General features: G+C 68.9%; 15 protein-coding genes. 3 read left to right on the top strand and 12 right to left on the bottom strand.

What is annotated here, in order from left to right; translation table 11 throughout:
• Positions 1-22: 22 nt before the first annotated feature.
• Positions 23-2,377, bottom strand: coding sequence for a helicase C-terminal domain-containing protein (locus tag AAN986_RS04085; RefSeq protein WP_047219196.1), 2,355 nt, complete (start codon positions 2,375-2,377; stop codon positions 23-25).
• Positions 2,374-4,050 (bottom strand): VRR-NUC domain-containing protein, encoded by a 1,677-nt coding sequence (locus AAN986_RS04080; protein ID WP_047219195.1) that lies wholly within the window; start codon positions 4,048-4,050, stop codon positions 2,374-2,376. The genes AAN986_RS04085 and AAN986_RS04080 overlap by 4 nt, the downstream gene beginning before the upstream one ends.
• Before the next feature lie 206 nt (positions 4,051-4,256).
• Here AAN986_RS04080 and AAN986_RS04075 point away from each other — a divergent pair, with 206 nt between their 5' ends.
• Positions 4,257-4,469 carry a DUF2191 domain-containing protein gene (locus tag AAN986_RS04075; RefSeq protein WP_227740898.1) on the top strand — a complete coding sequence of 71 codons (213 nt, stop codon included), beginning with the start codon at positions 4,257-4,259 and terminating at the stop codon, positions 4,467-4,469.
• Positions 4,470-4,544: 75 nt separating this feature from the next.
• On the opposite strand, the gene AAN986_RS04070 is transcribed toward AAN986_RS04075, so the two are convergent.
• The 3 genes from AAN986_RS04070 to AAN986_RS04060 form a co-directional block, all read right to left on the bottom strand.
• Positions 4,545-5,252 (bottom strand): hypothetical protein, encoded by a 708-nt coding sequence (locus AAN986_RS04070; RefSeq protein WP_016452681.1) that lies wholly within the window; start codon positions 5,250-5,252, stop codon positions 4,545-4,547.
• A 9-nt stretch (positions 5,253-5,261) separates the two neighbouring features.
• Positions 5,262-5,429, bottom strand: a complete 168-nt coding sequence (locus AAN986_RS04065; protein ID WP_080649906.1) for a Com family DNA-binding transcriptional regulator — start codon at positions 5,427-5,429, stop codon at positions 5,262-5,264.
• 396 nt (positions 5,430-5,825) lie between these two features.
• Positions 5,826-6,578, bottom strand: a complete 753-nt coding sequence (locus AAN986_RS04060) for a helix-turn-helix transcriptional regulator (RefSeq protein ID WP_043790986.1) — start codon at positions 6,576-6,578, stop codon at positions 5,826-5,828.
• A 229-nt stretch (positions 6,579-6,807) separates the two neighbouring features.
• Here AAN986_RS04060 and AAN986_RS04055 point away from each other — a divergent pair, with 229 nt between their 5' ends.
• A complete protein-coding gene (locus AAN986_RS04055; RefSeq protein ID WP_047219194.1) occupies positions 6,808-8,394 on the top strand; it encodes an Ig-like domain repeat protein in 1,587 nt (528 codons plus the stop codon).
• A gap of 46 nt (positions 8,395-8,440) precedes the next feature.
• On the opposite strand, the gene AAN986_RS04050 is transcribed toward AAN986_RS04055, so the two are convergent.
• The 7 genes from AAN986_RS04050 to AAN986_RS04020 form a co-directional block, all read right to left on the bottom strand.
• Positions 8,441-9,199 (bottom strand): ABC transporter permease, encoded by a 759-nt coding sequence (locus tag AAN986_RS04050; protein WP_016452684.1) that lies wholly within the window; start codon positions 9,197-9,199, stop codon positions 8,441-8,443.
• Positions 9,196-10,437, bottom strand: a complete 1,242-nt coding sequence (locus tag AAN986_RS04045; protein WP_047219193.1) for an ABC transporter substrate-binding protein — start codon at positions 10,435-10,437, stop codon at positions 9,196-9,198. Before AAN986_RS04045 ends, AAN986_RS04050 begins: the two co-directional genes overlap by 4 nt.
• A 93-nt stretch (positions 10,438-10,530) precedes the next feature.
• Complete coding sequence (locus AAN986_RS04040; protein ID WP_013800535.1) at positions 10,531-11,346, bottom strand: ABC transporter ATP-binding protein; 816 nt, start codon at positions 11,344-11,346, stop codon at positions 10,531-10,533.
• Positions 11,343-12,440, bottom strand: coding sequence for an acyl-CoA dehydrogenase family protein (locus tag AAN986_RS04035; protein WP_047219191.1), 1,098 nt, complete (start codon positions 12,438-12,440; stop codon positions 11,343-11,345). The genes AAN986_RS04040 and AAN986_RS04035 overlap by 4 nt, the downstream gene beginning before the upstream one ends.
• Positions 12,430-13,014 (bottom strand): carboxymuconolactone decarboxylase family protein, encoded by a 585-nt coding sequence (locus tag AAN986_RS04030; protein ID WP_046987654.1) that lies wholly within the window; start codon positions 13,012-13,014, stop codon positions 12,430-12,432. Before AAN986_RS04030 ends, AAN986_RS04035 begins: the two co-directional genes overlap by 11 nt.
• 130 nt (positions 13,015-13,144) lie before the next feature.
• A complete protein-coding gene (locus AAN986_RS04025; RefSeq protein ID WP_016448374.1) occupies positions 13,145-14,086 on the bottom strand; it encodes an AraC family transcriptional regulator in 942 nt (313 codons plus the stop codon).
• Positions 14,087-14,248: 162 nt separating this feature from the next.
• On the bottom strand, positions 14,249-15,022 hold the full coding sequence (locus AAN986_RS04020) for a helix-turn-helix transcriptional regulator (protein WP_047219190.1): 774 nt from the start codon (positions 15,020-15,022) through the stop codon (positions 14,249-14,251).
• Between the two features lie 171 nt (positions 15,023-15,193).
• Between AAN986_RS04020 and AAN986_RS04015 the strand changes: the two genes are divergently transcribed.
• Positions 15,194-16,447, top strand: coding sequence for an MFS transporter (locus tag AAN986_RS04015; protein ID WP_047219189.1), 1,254 nt, complete (start codon positions 15,194-15,196; stop codon positions 16,445-16,447).
• Positions 16,448-16,454 lie beyond the last annotated feature (7 nt).

Raw genomic sequence — 16,454 nt, 5'->3', positions numbered from 1 at the left:
CGCGGACTGGTGCGGCCCCGGATCATCGCATGCCCTCCACCCGCCACCAGCGCGGCAGCAGCGCCTGCACCTCGCCGCGCCGATAGCGGTCGTCGATGAGAAAGACCACGCCGCGGTCGCGCTCGCTGCGGATGACGCGGCCTGCGGCCTGGACCACCTTGCGCAGGCCTGGGTAGAGGTAGCTGTAGTCATAGCCCTTGTCCGCGCCGAACTGGCGGTCCATGGCGCGCTTCATCTCTTCGTTCACGGGATTGACCTGGGGCAGGCCCAGCGTGGCCACGAAGGCGCCGATGAGGCGCTCGCCGGGCAGATCCACGCCCTCGGAGAACGCCCCGCCCAGCACGGCAAAGCCCACGCCCTGACCGGCTTCGGTGAAGCGGGCCAGGAAGGCCGCGCGGCCCTCTTCGTCCATGGACGGGGTCTGCAGCCAGACCGGCAGATCGGGATGGGCGCGCTGCAGGCATTCGGCCACGCGCTGCAGGTAGTCGAAGCTGCTGAAAAAGCACAGGTAGTTGCCGGGCCGGCGCGCGTACTGCGCGGCCACGAGGTCGGCGATGGGCCGCAGCGAACGGTCGCGGTCGCGGTAGCGCGTGGAGATGTGGCCGGCCACCTGCACATCGAGCTGGTCGGCCTGGAAGGGCGATTCGGCCTCCAGCCAGTGCGTGCCTTCGGGCAGGCCCAGGATGTCGCGGTAGAAATGCGGCGGGCTCAGCGTGCCCGAGAACAGCACCGAGGCATGGGCCGCCGCATGGCGTGCCGCCAGGTGGGGCGCGGGCACCACGCAGCGTATGCACAGCGTGGAGGCCGGTGTGCGACGGGGGCCTGAGCGCCCGGGCAGCAGGTGGACATCGAACAGCGCATGGCCGCCGAACTGCTCGGCCAGCGCCATGAACTGCAGCGCCTCCCAGTAAAAATCCAGCACCGGGTCGCCGGGCAGCATGGGGCTGTCGGCATTGGCGTCGGCGATGGCGGCCACGGCGCGCTGCACGGCGCCCAGCAGGCCTGCGGGCACTTCCTCATGGGCCTGGTAGCTGGCGGTCTGCTCCCTGTTCAGCGCGCTCCAGCTGCGGCTGAGCCGGTCCAGCGCCTTGCGCACGGCACCGGTGGCCGACTTGCGGGCGGCCGCCAGGGCGAACTGCGACAGCTCGGCCGTGTACATGCGGCGCGCGCGCTCGAGCAGGTTGTGGGCTTCGTCCACCAGCACACCCACCTTCCATTGCTGGGCCTGGGTGAGCGCGTACAGCATGGCGGCGCTGTCGTAGAAGTAGTGGTAGTCGGCCACGACCACGTCGCTCCAGCGCACCAGTTCCTGGGCCAGGTAGTAGGGGCAGATGTCGTGCGCCAGCGCCACGGCACGCACGGCAGGCGGTTCCCAGGGCGCCTGCTGCAGCGCGGCGGCGCGCGCGGCGGTCAGGCGGTCGAAGAAGCCGCGCGCCAGCGGGCAGGAGTCGCCGTGGCAGGCCTTGTCGGGATGCTCGCAGGCCTTGTCGCGCGCCAGGATGGCGAGCACGCGCAGCCTTGCGGGTGGCGCGGACGGCGCGGGCAGCGGTTGCGGCGCAGCCGGTTCCTGCGGCGGTGGCTGGTGCTGCTCGGCAATCTGCCGGTTCACGCTGGCCAGCGCCTGCAGCGCCAAGCCATGGCCCGTGCCCTTGGCCGTGAGGAAGAACAGCCTGTCCAGGCCCTGGTCCGGCATGGCCTTGAGCATGGGGAAGATGGTGCCCAGCGTCTTGCCGATGCCCGTGGGCGCCTGCGCCATCAGGCATTGGCCGCCCTGCTGCGCGCGCGCCACGCGGTAGACGGCCACGGCCAGCTCGCGCTGGCCCGCGCGAAAGCCCTGCATGGGAAAGCGCAGCGCGGCCAGCGCCGCCTCGCGCGCCGCGCGGTGGGCGGCCTCGCTGCGCGCCCAGTCCAGGAACAGCGCGCATTGCTGCTCGAAGAAGGCGCGCAGCGTGGCCGCGTCTTCCTCCTGCACCAGCACGGTTTCCTCCAAGTTGCCCACGTTGAAATACACCAGGGCCACGCGCAGCCGCTGCAGGCCGCGCGCCTGGCACAGCAGATGGGCATAGATGCGCGCCTGGGCCCAGTGCAGGGCGCGGTGGTGGGCGCGCACGCCCTCGATCTGGCCCCGGTAGGTCTTGATTTCCTCCAGCTGGCCGGCCTGGGCATCGAAGCCGTCGGCGCGGCCGCGCACGCGCAGGTCGCCGTATTCACCGGCCAGGCTGATCTCGGTCTCGTAGTCCTTGCCCCTGCGCGACTGCACCAGGCTGTGGCCGGCCATGCCCTCCAGCGCGCTGGGCGCGGGCGTGAAGCGCAGGTCCAGGTCGCCCGCGCGTGCCGTGAACTCGCACAGCGCGCGCACGGCCACGGTGTAGCTCACGCGGCCTCTCCCAGCGGCTGGCCCCGCCACTGCACATGGCACACGCGCACGGGAATGCCGTGCTCGGCACAGTACTGCAGCCAGCGGATCTGGTTGTCCTGCAGCTTGTCGCCGGGGGCCTTGGCCTCGACCAGTTCGTAGCGGCGCTCGGCCGGCCAGAAACGCACCAGATCGGGAAAGCCCGTGCGGTTGGCCTGCACGTCGCGCAGCAGCCGCGCAAAGAACAGCTTGAGGTGGGCGGCCGGAATGCAGTCCAGCGCCAGCGCCAGCAGCGGCGCGCTCAGCGTGCCCCAGAACACGAAGGGTGACTGCAGGCCCTGCTTGTCGGCATGGCGCTGCACGATGACCTCGCGCCAGCTGCCATCGTCCAGATGCGCCAGACATTCCTCGAACAAGGCTGCGCGGCGCTGCACGAAGTCGGGCGCGGACAGGTCGGCCGGGCCGCTCTGGAACGGGTGGAAGAAGGCGCCCGGCAGCGGCGCGAAGATGGCCGGCCAGCACAGCAGGCCGAACAGCGAGTTGATGAGCGCGTTCTCCACGTAGAACACCGGCGCGACGTCGCTGTGCCAATGGTCGCGCAGCACGTATTCGACCGATGCGGGCCGCGCCGGCAGGTCCAGCTCCACGTCCATGCGCATCTGCGCCACCACGGGCGCCAGCGCCGCCGCACGCCCGCGTGCGCCCTGCCCCAGGCTGCGGCGCAGGCGCGGCAGCATGCGCGCCACGCGCTGCAGCTCCTCGTCGCTCTCGGGCTGGGCCTGGGCGGCCTGGGCCAGCGCCATGGCATCGGCAAAGCGCTCCATGCGCTCGTACACGCGCATGCGCCGGTGGCGGGCGCCGGGGTAGCGGCTTTGCGCATAAGCCTGCTCGGCACGCTCCCAGTCCTGCATGCGCTCGCAGGCCTGGCCTATGCGCAGCAGCACCTTGGCGCGGCGCTGCTCCAGCCAGGCATTGCCGCTGGCGCAGCCGGCCACCTGCTGCAGCAGCGCATCGATCTCCACGCCTTCATCCAGCGCCGCGCGGCAGGCCTGCAGGGCCAGGTAGCCATCGACATCGGCACGCGACTGGAAGGCCCGCGACGCCGCATCGAAGGCCACGGCCTCGTAGCGGAACACGCCCAGGTCGGCCAGCACGAATTCCGACCAGTCCTGGTAGAGGTTGCCGAAGAACATCAGCCGAAAGCGCTCGCACAGCGCGCCCACCATCACGCGCCAGGCGGCTTCGCCGGCTGCGACACCCTGGGGCTGCCACTGCGCATAGGGCCTGGGCGCCTCATGCAGGGGCTGCAGGGCCTGCAAAAGCTCGGCCTTGCGCAGGCCTGAGTGAACGGGTGCGCCTGCGAACAGCTGCAGCAGCTCGGGCTTGGTGTGCAGCGCAAACAGCTCCTCCAGCGCCATGGGGTGGCCCGCGTCCAGCCAGCCAAGATCCAGCAGGGGTGCGGCCGCGTCAGCAATGGCGGGAATCTCTTCATACACCAGCTTGCCGGCCCGAAACCACGGCCCGCGCCGCATCAGCAAACGCACCATCAGCGCCTGCGAGGGCTGGGGCAGCTGCGTGAAACGGGTGAGGAATGCCTGCTCGGGCGCGTCCAGCAGATCGCCGTAACGCTGGCCAATCCAGTCCAGCGCGCGCTGGAAGTTGTGCAGGTAGTAGAAGCGGTGGGGAGGGAGCATGGGCCTGGCAGATCGGGCAGCCAGGCCGCTCGAAAACTGTATCTTTATACAGTCATCATAGCAAAACAGGAGTGACCACTTCGGAGGGAAGCGCGCTTGTCTGCAGGCTGGCGCAAGCCCAGAATTGCATCTGTTTTGATGACAGAGGGCCCGCCATGCGGATCACCGTGACGATCGACGATGCCTTGTACGAATAAGCCCTGAAGATGCTGGAGCCAGGCATGGACGAGGCAGCTCTGTTCCAACAGGTCCTCAGAACTTTCGTGAGGGTGCAGGCAGTCAAACGCCTCGCAGCACTTGGCGGCAGGGCAACCGATATGCCGGATTCCCAGGAGATTGCGTATCGCTGGCCCTCGCCTACAGACTGGCTTTCCACCAAAGGCAGCACGATGCGCAACGCATGGCAGCATGCGTATTGACCACCCCCTGCCAGGAGGACCAGGGCATGGCGGCGATACGGCTACACGCTGCCCTGGGACCCGCTCTCAGATCACTTACGGATTGGCTATCACCTCGTCAGCATCCGACCAATAGCTGATCAGGCGTGTATAGACAAAGCCGGCGGCAGGCTTGTTGGGATCACTGATGCTGAACAACACCACCTTGCCTGCGTCACGGGAGTCATAGTTGGCCGAGTAATCCGACCAGAAGGTTGGCAGGCTGAATACGGTCTGGCCCGTACTCTTGTCCGTTGCCCGGACTGCGTGGCCGATGCTGCCGTTCTTGGAAATGCTTTCGATCACCAGTCGATACCAGCGCAGTTCCTCGAGCTTGGCCTCGCCGATGGCACCACGCGGATATTGAGCGGACGGACGATGGTGCGAGTCACCGTTGTCCTTGGTGTTGGTGATCTCAATTTCCTCAAGCGCCACGCTGCCTGGCGAATAGCCCCAATTGCCCGCAATGACAGCACCGCCACGGTTGTCACCCGCCACACTGTATGAGCCTTTGTGCCTGGCAATGATGCCCATGTGGCAAGCGGCCAGATAGCCATCGCTGAAGCGCACATCCATCACGATGGTGTGGCGGTTGTTGGCAGGGTTGTAGTTGGCAGGACGCCCCGTGTTGTCGAACACGAGCGCATGCGGATTGATATGCCGCGAATCGTAAACAAGAGGGAAACCCGTCGTGCTTTTGTACTGCTGGATGTTGTCCGGCGGCATGTACTGATCCGAGACGAGAACCTTGGAAACTTGAGCCATGGAGGCCTCCTATTCAATGGATGGAGTCGAAGGCGCTCGGCGGCACTCGGGTGGGGGGTTCGCTTGGACCCTCAGGGAATTCAACGTGCCGCAACGCGGGCACTTGATGTTCAGTAGCTGAAAGACGCCCATGGCGAGCTTTCGATTGCAGTTCGCGCATCTCACTTCCTGCTCCATGCGCTGCCTCACTGCAATGGTTGAAACAACATGCCGTCGGACACCAGAAATGGCAACGTACCGCCGCTGAGAAGGACGGCGTTGAAGCCGACAGGAGAGCAACTGGCAAAACAAAACATGAGGCCTCGACACAGTGGATTTCAGGAAGTCCGCCGTATGGCTTGGGCGGACTTTTATTGTGCTGGCGCGAGACCTGTAGGTAAAACTGTGCCGGACGTGGCTGCACCGCTTACGTCGAGCAAGCCTGTGGTCGCGAGACAGGCGCCTGCACGCGCTGGCCCAGCGGTTTGGCATTGCCTGCCGGAGCGTCTTGCCGTAGGGCCGGTTTCCCTGCTTCTCGAAGGGCTGGCCCCGCGCACGGCGCACGCGCGGGTTCGCACAAGCGCGCGACACGCGCTAGAAATCCGGCCTGCGCATCCTCGACAAGGCGTCCTGCCGATTGGCGGCTCCCAGCTTGCGGTAGATGTTTTCCAGGTGCCGCTTCACCGTGCCTGCACGCAACTCCAGCATGGTGGCGATTTCTGCGTTGGTGTTGCCGTTGGCGACCCATTGCAGCACTTCACGTTCGCGCGGACTCAGCACGTCGGCAGCCGGCGAGCCCGGTGAGAGCGCCTGCCATGCCGCCTGGCTGATTCGCTGCTGCTGGCTCAGGCGCCGCCACTGCGCCTGCGCATGCGGCCCCAGCAAGGTCAGCGCCATGCGCTCCGCCGCGGTGTAGCCGCGCGAGGCGCGTGTGACATTGAGGGTCAGCATCGCGCCGTGGCCCAGTTCCACGTCCAGCGCGAGTCCGTCCTGCTGGCCCACCTGGGAGTAGGCCTGGGCATAGAGCGCCGTCCTCTGCCATTGCCCGCGAGTCAGCAGGTCGGAAATGCTGGCGGCCTGCGTCTGGCGCTGCCGATACAAGGGGTTGTCGGCCAGATGCCGGTGCACCGCAGCGTTGACTTCGGAGGAAATGGCCCGCACCGGATCGTAGGCCGTGTAGCCACGGACTTCCGCAATGCCGGAGAAATCCACCACCCGAATGTCACCCGGCACCACCAGGCGCAGCGCGTGCAGCAAATGCGTGGCCAGCGCGTGCAGATCGGGCGCGCCGTGCACCGCGAGGATGGCCTGATTGAGTTGCCCCAGTTGCTGCGTTGACAGGGTCATGTCGCGAAATCCAATGGCGTGCTCGAGGTGCTGGCGATAGGTGGGCCGGCTGAGGCCGCATTTTCAGGCCTGCGATGTGCCGTCGGCACATTTTCACGATCTTCGCAGAAAGCTAAGGTCACGCGGTCCGCAACAACAGCGCGCGGGTCTGCCCGGGACACGCAGCGCAACGGGAGGAACCGTGCACGCTTTTCTTCACAGACCCCTTCGACGCCTCCGGCTTCTGGCAGTGCCTGGCGCGCTGTGCAGCCTGCTGGCACTCAATGGCCAGGCCGCGACCATCGTGGTCAATACCACGGACAACACGCCCGGTGCAGCGGACTGCAGTCTGAATGAGGCATTGACCAGTGCCCAGATGGATGACGGCAGTTGGGGCAACGGCGCATGCATATCGGGCAATGGCGCGGACACCATCGTGTTCGACCCGGCCGTCTTTCCGGCAGGCAGCCTCACCGCCATTGCATTGGCAGGCCATTCCATCGACCTCAACTTCACCACCTCGGACATCACGATCGACGGGGACCAGCGGGTGGCGCTCGATGGGGGCAATGCCTCCCGCCTGGTGTCGGCCCAGGGCAGCGGTGTCCAGCTCACGCTGCGCGGCCTGACACTGCGCGGCGGGCTGACCACCGCCGGTGAAGACGGCGGCGCCATCTACCTGGACAACGGCGTCACCCTGCGCCTGGAGCGCAGCGTGGTGCAGGACAGCACGGCCGGCATCAACGGCGGGGGACTGTACAGCCGCGACAGCACGGTGACCATCGTGGACAGTGTGTTCAGCGGCAACCAGGCAGGGGGACAGGGCGGTGCCATCTACAGCACGGGCAGCGGCTCGCTGACGGTGGAGCGCAGCCGCCTGTCCGGCAACACGGCCCGCACGCTGGGCGGGGGCCTGCGCAGCGGGGTGCCGACCACCATGACCGACAGCACCGTCACCGGCAACGTGCTGGTGTCTCCGGGCTCGGGTGCCGGCGTCTCGTTCACGCTCACCCGCCCCCGCACACTCCACGGCAACCAGATCACGAACAACGCGCCCGGGAACAACTGTGGCGGCGAAACGTTCACGGGGACGGGCAATCGCTACTGGCCGGCCAGCGATACCAGTTGCCCGGCGGCGGCAGGTGCCATCGCCAAAGCGCCGCAGGCCATCACCTTCACCACGGCACCACCGGCCGGCGCACGGGTGGGGGATACCTATGACGTGGCCGCCGTCGGAGGCGCCTCGGGAAACCCCGTCATGTTCGCCGTGGATGCATTGACCGCGGCGATCTGCAGCGCCTCCGGCAGCACCATCCGCTTCCAGGCCGCAGGGACATGCACGATCAACGCCAGCCAGCTCGGCGATGTGGACCATGACGCGGCTCCGCAGGCGGTGCAGATGGCGGCGGTGGGACAGGGCCCCTCCCGTGTCACGCTGACCTCCAGCGCCAATCCCTCGCGCTCCGGGCAGTCGCTGTCCTTCTCCGTGGTGGTCGCACCCGATGTCTCCCTGGGCACCGCCGCCGTCCCCACGGGAACGGTCGAAATCATGGCTGGCGGCCTATCGCTGGGCACGGCGGGTTTGTCCAATGCCAGGGCCATCATCGCCACCACCCAACTGACGGTGGCCGGCCCGCATGCCATCGTGGCCCGGTACGGCGGCGATGCGAACTATCTCGCCGCGGACAGCGGCGCATGGACCCAGACCGTGGAGCCCGCAGCTCCGGCCCCGGCCACAACCACCCCCGTGCCCGCGCTGGGCCCCTGGGGAGTGCTGCTGTGCGCCGTGCTGACGGGATGGGCAGGACTGCGGCTGCGCCGCGTGCACGGCACCTGATGCGGCACCTGATGCAGCACCTGATGCCGCCGCCTGCCCGCAGGCCTCAGGCCGAATGCATCCAGCGCTGGTGCAGCCACCGAGCCGCATGGTCCAGCGCATAGCCCAGGGCGCCGATCAGCACCACGGCAGCCATCAGCTCCGAATACGCCAGGCGGTCGCGCGTGTCGAGGATGAAGTAGCCCAGGCCGGCCGATACGCCCAGCATTTCCGCGGGCACCAGCACGATCCAGATGATGCCGATGGCCAGACGCACGCCGGTGAGGATCTGGGCCGTGATGCCGGGCAGCACCACGCGCAGCACGGTCTCGGTGCGCGTGGCCGACAGGCTGCGCGCCAGCAGCAGCCAGTTGCGGTCCAGCTGGGCCACGCCGGCCGCCGTGCTCAGCAGGATGGGCCAGACGGCGGCGAAGGCCAGCAGGAAGTACACGGGCGCGTCGCCCACGCCCAGCACCATCACGGCAATGGGCATCCACGACAGCGGCGAGATCATGCGCAGGAACTGGAACACGGGCGAGAACGCCTGCGAGAACCCGCGCGACAGGCCCACTAGCACGCCCAGCGGCACGCCGACCACAAAGGCCAGCAGCAGGCCCACGGCCACGCGCTGCAGGCTCAGCAGGGTGTGCATCCAGATGTCGGCGCCCGTCAGCAGCTGGCCCAGCGCCTGCAGCGAAGGCCAGGGCGCGAAGGCCGCAGCCACGGGCGTGCTGCGCGCCAGCAGCGCGCCGCCCACCCACCACAGGGCCAGGACCAGGGCCGCGCCCAGCAGCGGCAATCCAATACGTCGCAACACCTGGATCACACCACGATGGTTTCGCGGCGCGAGAAATCGGCCGGAATGCCGAAGACCTGCGGGCCGCCCACGGCCTGGATGGCCTTGCGCACGAAGCGGTCGTCCACCAGGTCAGTGGCCGCAAACTTGGGCTCCAGCTTGTCGAGGAAGCGCGTGTCGCCCTCGACCTTGGTGGCCTTGATGGCGCGCACCAGCTGCTCGGTGTACGAGGGATAGGGATAGGGCTGGAAGTCGATGCGCCGCTGGTGCCAGCCCTTGTTGACGACCACGCCGCTGGCCTCGTAGCTGGCGTAGTCGGTGGCGGCCAGCACCTTGGACAGCGTCTGCTGCGGATGCGGCGTGTAGCGGCGCTCGCCGGTGCTCGACAGCAGGCGCGCGGCGGCCAGGCGGTTGTCGCGCGTCCACAGCTGGGCCTTGACCACGGCATTGGTCACGCGCTGGGCCCATTCGGGCTTGTCGGCGATATCGCGCTCGGCCAGGAAGGTGACGCAGCAGGCGTGGTCCTTCCAGACATCGCCCGAGAAGCGCAGCATCTTGCCCACGCCCGCGATCTCGGCGGCGGCATTGAAGGGCTCGGCCACGATGAAGCCCGCAATCGACTTGCCGGCCAGGGCCGAGACCATTTCGGCCGGTGCCAGCACGACGAGGTTGACCTCGTTGGCCGCAATGGCGCCGCCGCGCGCCCGCGTCACGGCCGTGAGGCCGGCCTTGCGCAGCACGTCCTGCAGCAGGATGTTGTGGATGGAGTACCAGAACGGGATCGCCACGGTCTTGCCGCCCAGGTCCTGCACCTTCTGGATCTCGGGCAGCACGGTCAGGCCCGAGCCGTTGACGTGGTTCCAGGCCACGATCTTGGCGGGGAACTTGGCGCCGTAGCGCACCCACAGCGTGGAGGGCGTGAGCAGGTGGATGACGTTGACCTGGCCCGAGACGAAGGCCTCGACGATCTGGGCCCAGGAGCGGAACAGGCGCGGCGCCTCGGCCTTGAGGCCTTCGGCCTCGAACAGGCCGTTGCCGTGGGCCACCAGCAGCGGCGTGGCGTCGGTGATGGGCAGGTAGCCGATCTTCACGGGCTGGTCATCGCCCTTGAAGGCCTGGGCGCGCGCATCGCCTGCGGCCAGCAGCGGCGCGGCCACCGAGGCCGTGGCCAGCGCGCCCAGGCGCAGCATGTCGCGCCGCGTGAGGCCGCAGCCGCAGTCCGACGAGGCGCAGATGTGGGTGTAGGAAGGGTGGTCCTGGAAGCTCATGCGAAAGACCTTTCAGAAGAGCATGGTTGAAGTCGAAGAAATGGCGGATCTGCAGGCGGATCGGCAGGCAGACAGGCAGACAGGCGAGGGAGATCAGGCCTGGGCCGCATGGCGCACGCCGTGCAGGGCCGAGAGGATGTCCAGCCGCAGCGCGGTCACGGCGGCGGCCTGGTCCTCGCGCGGGCGCGCTATGTCCACGCGCCATTCGCGCACGATGTGGCCGGGCCGCCCGCCCATCAGCAGGATGCGGTCGCCCACGAGGATGGCCTCGTCGATGTCATGCGTGACCAGCAGCGCCGCCGTGTGCCAGCGGTGGACCACGTCCACCATCAGCTCCTGCATCTCGGCGCGCGTGATGGCGTCCAGGGCCGAGAACGGCTCGTCGGCCAGCAGCAGCTGCGGCTCGCGCGCCAGGGCGCGCGCCAGGGCCACGCGCTGGGCCATGCCGCCCGACAGCTGCGAGGGGTAGAGCGCGCCGCTGCCGCCCAGGCCCACGGCCTGCAGCGCCTGCTCCACGCGCTGGCGGCGGGCCTCGGCCTCCAGCTTCGGCTGGCGCTCGAAGTCCAGGCCGAAGCCCACGTTGCGCCGCGCGTCCAGCCAGGGCAGCAGGCTGGGCTGCTGGAACACGAAGCCCGCGCGCGGATGCGGCGCGGTCAGCGGCTGGCCGAGGAACTGGAGCTCGCCCCGGCTCCAGGCGCCGCCGTCCGGCGACTCCAGGCCGCCGAGCACGCGCAGCAGCGAGGACTTGCCGCAGCCGCTGCCGCCGAGCAGGCAGACGATCTCGCGCGGGGCAATGCTCAGGGAGATGTCCTCGAACACGGCCTTGCCGGGCGCATAGCCAAAGCCCGCGCCGCGTGCCTGCAGCACGGGCGCGGGAGCGTCAGGGGAGAAAGCTTCCGTCTGGGTCATGAACTGGTGGTTGCCAGGGCCGCGCCAGCCAGCGCACCCTGTAGCTGCGTGACGCTGGGCGTCACGATGGGGATGAAGGCCGCCTCGCGCCAACGGCGCGCAAATCCCAGCGGCTGGTCGCGATGATAAGCGCGCCCGCCGCTGGCGTGCAGCTCCAGTTGCAGGGACTGCTGCACGATGTCGTTCAATTCCAGGCGCAGGCGGAACAGGGCTTGAGGTCGGTCAAGAAAACGCCCGTCGGACAGGCCGGCATGCAGCGTGGCCGTGGCCAGTTCCAGCACGTGGCGCTGCTGCTGCAGCGGGCCGCCCAGCACATCGCGCCCGGCGCCGGCACGGGCCGAGGCCGCCGCCAGCGAGGCGCGCGCCAGGCCGATGCACAGCCCCAGCTGCAGGCCCATGAAGGCGGGCCGCACGCGCGGCAGGAAATGGTTGGCGTCGGCATGGATCACATCGGCCGGACCGATCTGCAGCCCCTCGATGGACAGCGCCGCCGTATGGCTGCCGCGCAGCGCGATCAGGTCCAGGTCGGCGCTGCGCTGCAGGCCCGCCGCATCGCCGGGCAGCGCGGCCACGAAGGGCTTTGCACCGTCGCTGCGCGAGACGGCGACGGCCACCACGAAGCGACCCGGCGGCACCAGGTTGGTGGCCCATGGCACGCGCCCGCGCAGTGCAAGGCCGTCGGCGCCGACAGCGCCGCCAGTGCCGACGGACGTGGCCTCGACCTGCAGGGCCTCGATGCCGCCCAGGTACTTCATGGCGTTGGACAGGCCCGTGGCGCCCGCCTGGGTGCCCTGCAGCAGGCCCGGCAGCCAGCGCTGGCGCAGCGCCGCGTTGGGCGACTGCAGCAGGTATTCGACAAAGGCGCGCTGCGCCCAGAACACGAAGCCCGCCGTCAGCGAATGCCCGGCCACGCCGGCAATGGCCTCCAGCGCATCGCCCAGGCTGCCGCCCTGCCCGCCCTCGGCCACGGGCACGCCCAGGCCGAACAGGCCGTGCTGCGCCAGCCGGGGCAGCACTTCGTGGGCATGCGCGGGGCCTTCGTCCAGGGAGTCGGCATGGGCGTCCAGCCACTGCCGCAGCGAATCAGCCAGCATGTGCGTTCTCCTGCGGTTGTCGGAACTGTTCGGGCAGATAGGGCTGCAGCTGCGGGTTGACGGGGCTTTGCGCCAGGCTGTTGGCAAAGTTGCACAGCGTGGCCAGGCTGATGCCCAGCACCACCTCCAGCGCCTGCTGCCCGCTCAGGCCTGCTGCATGGAAGGCGGCCAGGGCCTCGTCGGCGACGGCGCCGCGCGTGGCGATCACGGCTTCGGCAAAGCGGCGCACGGCGTCCAGGCGCGGCTGGCCCGTGTCGCGGCCGTCCTGCAGCGCCACCACCTCGGCCTGGGTCAGGCCGGCCTGCTTGAAGGCCAGCTTGGTGTGGCCGGCCACGCAGAAGTCGCAGCCATGGATGCGCGCCGCCGTGATCTGCACCACCTCGCGCTCGGCCAGCGTGAGCTGGGCGCGCGCGTTGATCTGGCCCACGGTCACATAGGTCTCCAGCGCCTGGGGCGAGTTGGCCAGGATGGCGATCAGGTTGGGCAGGAATCCGTTGCCGGCCAGGGCGCGCTCCACGAAGGGGCGGCTGGCTTCAGGGGCGGTTTGCGGGGTGTGCAGGGTCAGGCGTGCCATGGTGCTTTGCAGGAATGAAGGAATGCCTTCATGATCGGCCGCGCCCCCCTTGCCATCAATGCCGCCGCGTCGCGGATTTATGCCCGAACGTGTCAACCCGCAGGCGGATGCGGCGGGCCCGGATGGCGGCTCAGCAGCAGCGCGCCTGCGCGCGCTGCCAGGCGCCGGGCTGCTCGCCCATCACGCGCTTGAAGGCGCGCGAGAAAGCCGCATAGGACTCGTAGCCCACGGCCTCGGCCACCTGGCCTATCGCCTCGCCCTGGGCCAGGCGGCGCGCGGCCAGCTGCATGCGCAGCAGCAGCAGGAATTGCTGGGGCGGCTGGCCGCAGGCCTCGGCGAACTGCCGAAAGAACGTGGCGCGCGACAGGCACACGCGCGCGGCCATGTCGGCCACGCTCCAGTTGCGGGCCGGCTCGCGCAGCAGCTCGGCCACCAGCGGCGCAAAGCCCGGCCGGCGCAGCAGGCTCCAGATGCCGCGCGCCCGCGCATCGCCATGCGCGAGCTGGCGCAGGCCGTAGAAGAACAGCAGGCCCACCAGCCGGTCCATCACGGCCGAGGGCTCGGTGCCCGTGCGCAGCGCCTCGGCGCGCATCAGGTCGAACAGCATGGAGGCGCCGCTCATCGCATGGTCGTCGCCGCGCAGCACCAGGTGGTCGGGGAAGGCATCGACCAGCAGGCCGCGCATGGGCCCCTCGAAGGTGAAGAAGCCGCAGGCCAGCGCCGTCTCTCCTATGCCGGCATCGCCAGTGGCGGGGCGCATGGCCTGCGGAGCGCAGGCCATGTCCGGGTCGGCATAGGGCGAGATGAAATGCGGCACATCGCGCGAGAGAAACACGCCGTCGCGCGGCTGCAGCTCCACCGAAGGCTGGCCCGGCAGGTGCAGCCAGCAGCGCCCGTCCAGGATCAGGTGAAAGCTGGCCCGCGCGCGCCCCGCCGTGGAGGCCCGCCAGCGCCCGCAGTACTGCCCCACGTGGAACACGCTGGCGCGCCATTGCAGGCCGTTGAGCAGGCCGTCGATGACGCGATCGACCTGCGCTTCGGCCGCGCTGTCGGGGACTGGGTCGGGTAGCACGGTACGGCGGTGAAAAAGCTGAGGCGGTGGAGGGAATGCGGCCGGCCAGTATCGCCACGATGCAGGCGCGGGGGAACGAATCTTTGGGCATATGCTTGTGCCGCAATCGATATCTGGATCTGCATCCAAGTCCGCCCGGCCCGACCTTGGTCCGGTCGTGCCTCAGCGCTGGAAGCCCGAAGGCGGTACCCCGAAATGCCTTTTGAACATGGCCGTGAACGCGCTCTGGCTGGCGTAGCCGCAATCGAGGGCGATGTCGATGATGCGCTCGCCCGCCGCAATGCGGCCCAGCGCGAACATCAGCCGCGCCTGCTCGCGCCACTGGGCGAAGGGCATGCCGGTTTCCTTCACGAACAGGCGCTGCAGCGTCTTGGCGCTCACGCCCAGGCGCTGCGCCCAGTGTTCGGCGGTGGCGGTGTCGGCAGGCTCGCGCATCAGGGCCTCGCAGACCTGGCGCAGCCGCGCATCGGCGGACAGGGGCAGGTGCAGGGGCAGGACCTCGGCGGCGCGCAGTTCATCGACCAGCAGGTGCATCAGGCGCTCGTCGCGGCTGCCTTCGGCATAGTCCAGCGGCACGCCGACGGCGGCCACCACCAGCTCGCGCAGCAGGGGCGACACGTTGACCACGCAGGTGCGCGCAGGCAGGTCCGCAAAGGCCGAGGCGTCGATGTAGGCCGTGCGCATCTTCACGTCGCCCGACATGCGCACATCGTGCTCGGCGTCGGCCTCTATCCACAGCCCCCGGTTGGGCGGCACCAGCCAGGAGCCGGAATGCAGCTGCACGGACATCACGCCTTCGATCGCATACAGCAGCTGGCCGCGCGGGTGGGAGTGCCAGCCCGTGCTGGTGCCATGCGCCCAGTTGGCCTCCATGGCGGCCATGGGGAGCCCGGTCTGGTGGTACTTGAGGTATATGCGCGGCAGTTCTGCGGCCATGAGGCTTCCCGTCCTGTACGGTTCTATGCGACTCTCTGTCCCGATCTCGACAATTGAAGTCAGTATAGAGAGAGACAGACGGGCACCAAACGCCTATCTTCGGTCCCACGGCCCATTGACCTTCGTCAACGCCGGACCCTGACCGTGCCGCCCTGCGGGGCCCTTTCCTCCATGACAAGCAACACCACCACTCTTGGCGCCCCGGGCGAGCTGGGCGCGCCTGCAACGCACGCCCATCCAGCACCCAGCCATGCCGCGCAGGGCTTTTTGCTGCGCATCGTCGGCGCCGCCGCCTTTGCCCACCTGCTCAACGACCTGATCCAGGCCGTGCTGCCGGCCGTCTATCCCATGCTCAAGACGGAGTTCTCGCTGAGCTTCGCGCAGATCGGCTGGATCTCCCTGGTCTACCAGGTCACGGCCTCGCTGCTGCAGCCCTGGATCGGCCTGTACACCGACAAGCATCCCAAGCCCTACCTGCTGCCGCTGGGCATGGTGGTGACGCTGGTGGGCGTGGGCCTGCTGGCCCTGTCCACCAGCTACCCCATGCTGCTGGCCGCCGCGTCGCTGATCGGCGTGGGCTCGTCCACCTTCCACCCCGAGGCCTCGCGCGTGGCGCGGCTGGCCTCGGGCGGGCGCTTCGGCACGGCGCAATCGACCTTCCAGGTGGGCGGCAACACGGGCTCGGCCATCGGCCCGCTGATGGTGGCGGCCATCGTCATTCCGTTTGGCCAGCATGCGATCGCCTGGTTCATGCTGGTGGCGCTGCTGGCCATCTGGGTGCTGCTGCGCATCACGCACTGGCGCCTGCACCATGCGCCGGCCAAGGTGGTGGCGGCCGGCCAGCATGCGCTGACGGCGCTGAACCGCTCGCAGGTCATCCGCGCGGTGACCGTGATCTGCGTGCTGATGTTCGCCAAGTTCGTCTACATCGCGGCCTTTGCCAACTACTTCACCTTCTATCTGATCGAGCGTTTTGCCCTGCCCGTGCAGCAGTCGCAGCTGTACCTGTTCGCCTTCCTGGCGGCCGTGGCGGCGGGCACCTTCGCGGGCGGCCCGGTGGGCGACCGCATAGGGCGCAAGGCCGTGATCTGGGTGTCCTTCCTGGGCGTGGCGCCGTTTGCGCTGCTGCTGCCGCATGCCGACCTGTTCTGGACGGCCGTGCTGTCCATCGTCATCGGCCTGGTCATGTCCTCGGCCTTTGCGGCGCTGGTGGTCTATGCGCAGGAGGCCGTGCCCGGCCGCGTGGGCCTGGTCTCGGGGCTGATGTTTGGCCTCATGTTCGGCATCGGCGGCCTGGGGGCCGCCGGCATGGGCAACCTGGCCGACACCCACGGCATCGTCTGGGTGTACCGCCTGGTGGCCTACCTGCCGCTGCTGGGGCTGGCAACGGCCTTTCTGCCGGAAACGCGGGCCCGGCGACGCTGAGGCGCAG

Source organism: Delftia sp. DS1230, assembly GCF_040112715.1.
Lineage (GTDB): Bacteria > Pseudomonadota > Gammaproteobacteria > Burkholderiales > Burkholderiaceae_C > Comamonas > Comamonas tsuruhatensis.
The sequence above is the reverse complement of the archived record's forward strand: the minus strand, read 5'-3'. Positions and strand labels throughout refer to the sequence as shown.

What these genes read in the sequence shown, in the direction of transcription:
- AAN986_RS04075 (WP_227740898.1), top strand. Translation starts at nt 4,257, where the DNA reads ATGCTGGAGCCAGGCATGGACGAGGCAGCTCTGTTCCAACAGGTCCTC.
- AAN986_RS04040 (WP_013800535.1), bottom strand. Translation starts at nt 11,346, where the DNA reads ATGACCCAGACGGAAGCTTTCTCCCCTGACGCTCCCGCGCCCGTGCTG.
- AAN986_RS04015 (WP_047219189.1), top strand. Translation starts at nt 15,194, where the DNA reads ATGACAAGCAACACCACCACTCTTGGCGCCCCGGGCGAGCTGGGCGCG.
- AAN986_RS04030 (WP_046987654.1), bottom strand. Translation starts at nt 13,014, where the DNA reads ATGGCACGCCTGACCCTGCACACCCCGCAAACCGCCCCTGAAGCCAGC.
- AAN986_RS04065 (WP_080649906.1), bottom strand. Translation starts at nt 5,429, where the DNA reads ATGGAGCAGGAAGTGAGATGCGCGAACTGCAATCGAAAGCTCGCCATG.
- AAN986_RS04020 (WP_047219190.1), bottom strand. Translation starts at nt 15,022, where the DNA reads ATGGCCGCAGAACTGCCGCGCATATACCTCAAGTACCACCAGACCGGG.
- AAN986_RS04080 (WP_047219195.1), bottom strand. Translation starts at nt 4,050, where the DNA reads ATGCTCCCTCCCCACCGCTTCTACTACCTGCACAACTTCCAGCGCGCG.
- AAN986_RS04045 (WP_047219193.1), bottom strand. Translation starts at nt 10,437, where the DNA reads ATGAGCTTCCAGGACCACCCTTCCTACACCCACATCTGCGCCTCGTCG.
- AAN986_RS04060 (WP_043790986.1), bottom strand. Translation starts at nt 6,578, where the DNA reads ATGACCCTGTCAACGCAGCAACTGGGGCAACTCAATCAGGCCATCCTC.
- AAN986_RS04070 (WP_016452681.1), bottom strand. Translation starts at nt 5,252, where the DNA reads ATGGCTCAAGTTTCCAAGGTTCTCGTCTCGGATCAGTACATGCCGCCG.
- AAN986_RS04035 (WP_047219191.1), bottom strand. Translation starts at nt 12,440, where the DNA reads ATGCTGGCTGATTCGCTGCGGCAGTGGCTGGACGCCCATGCCGACTCC.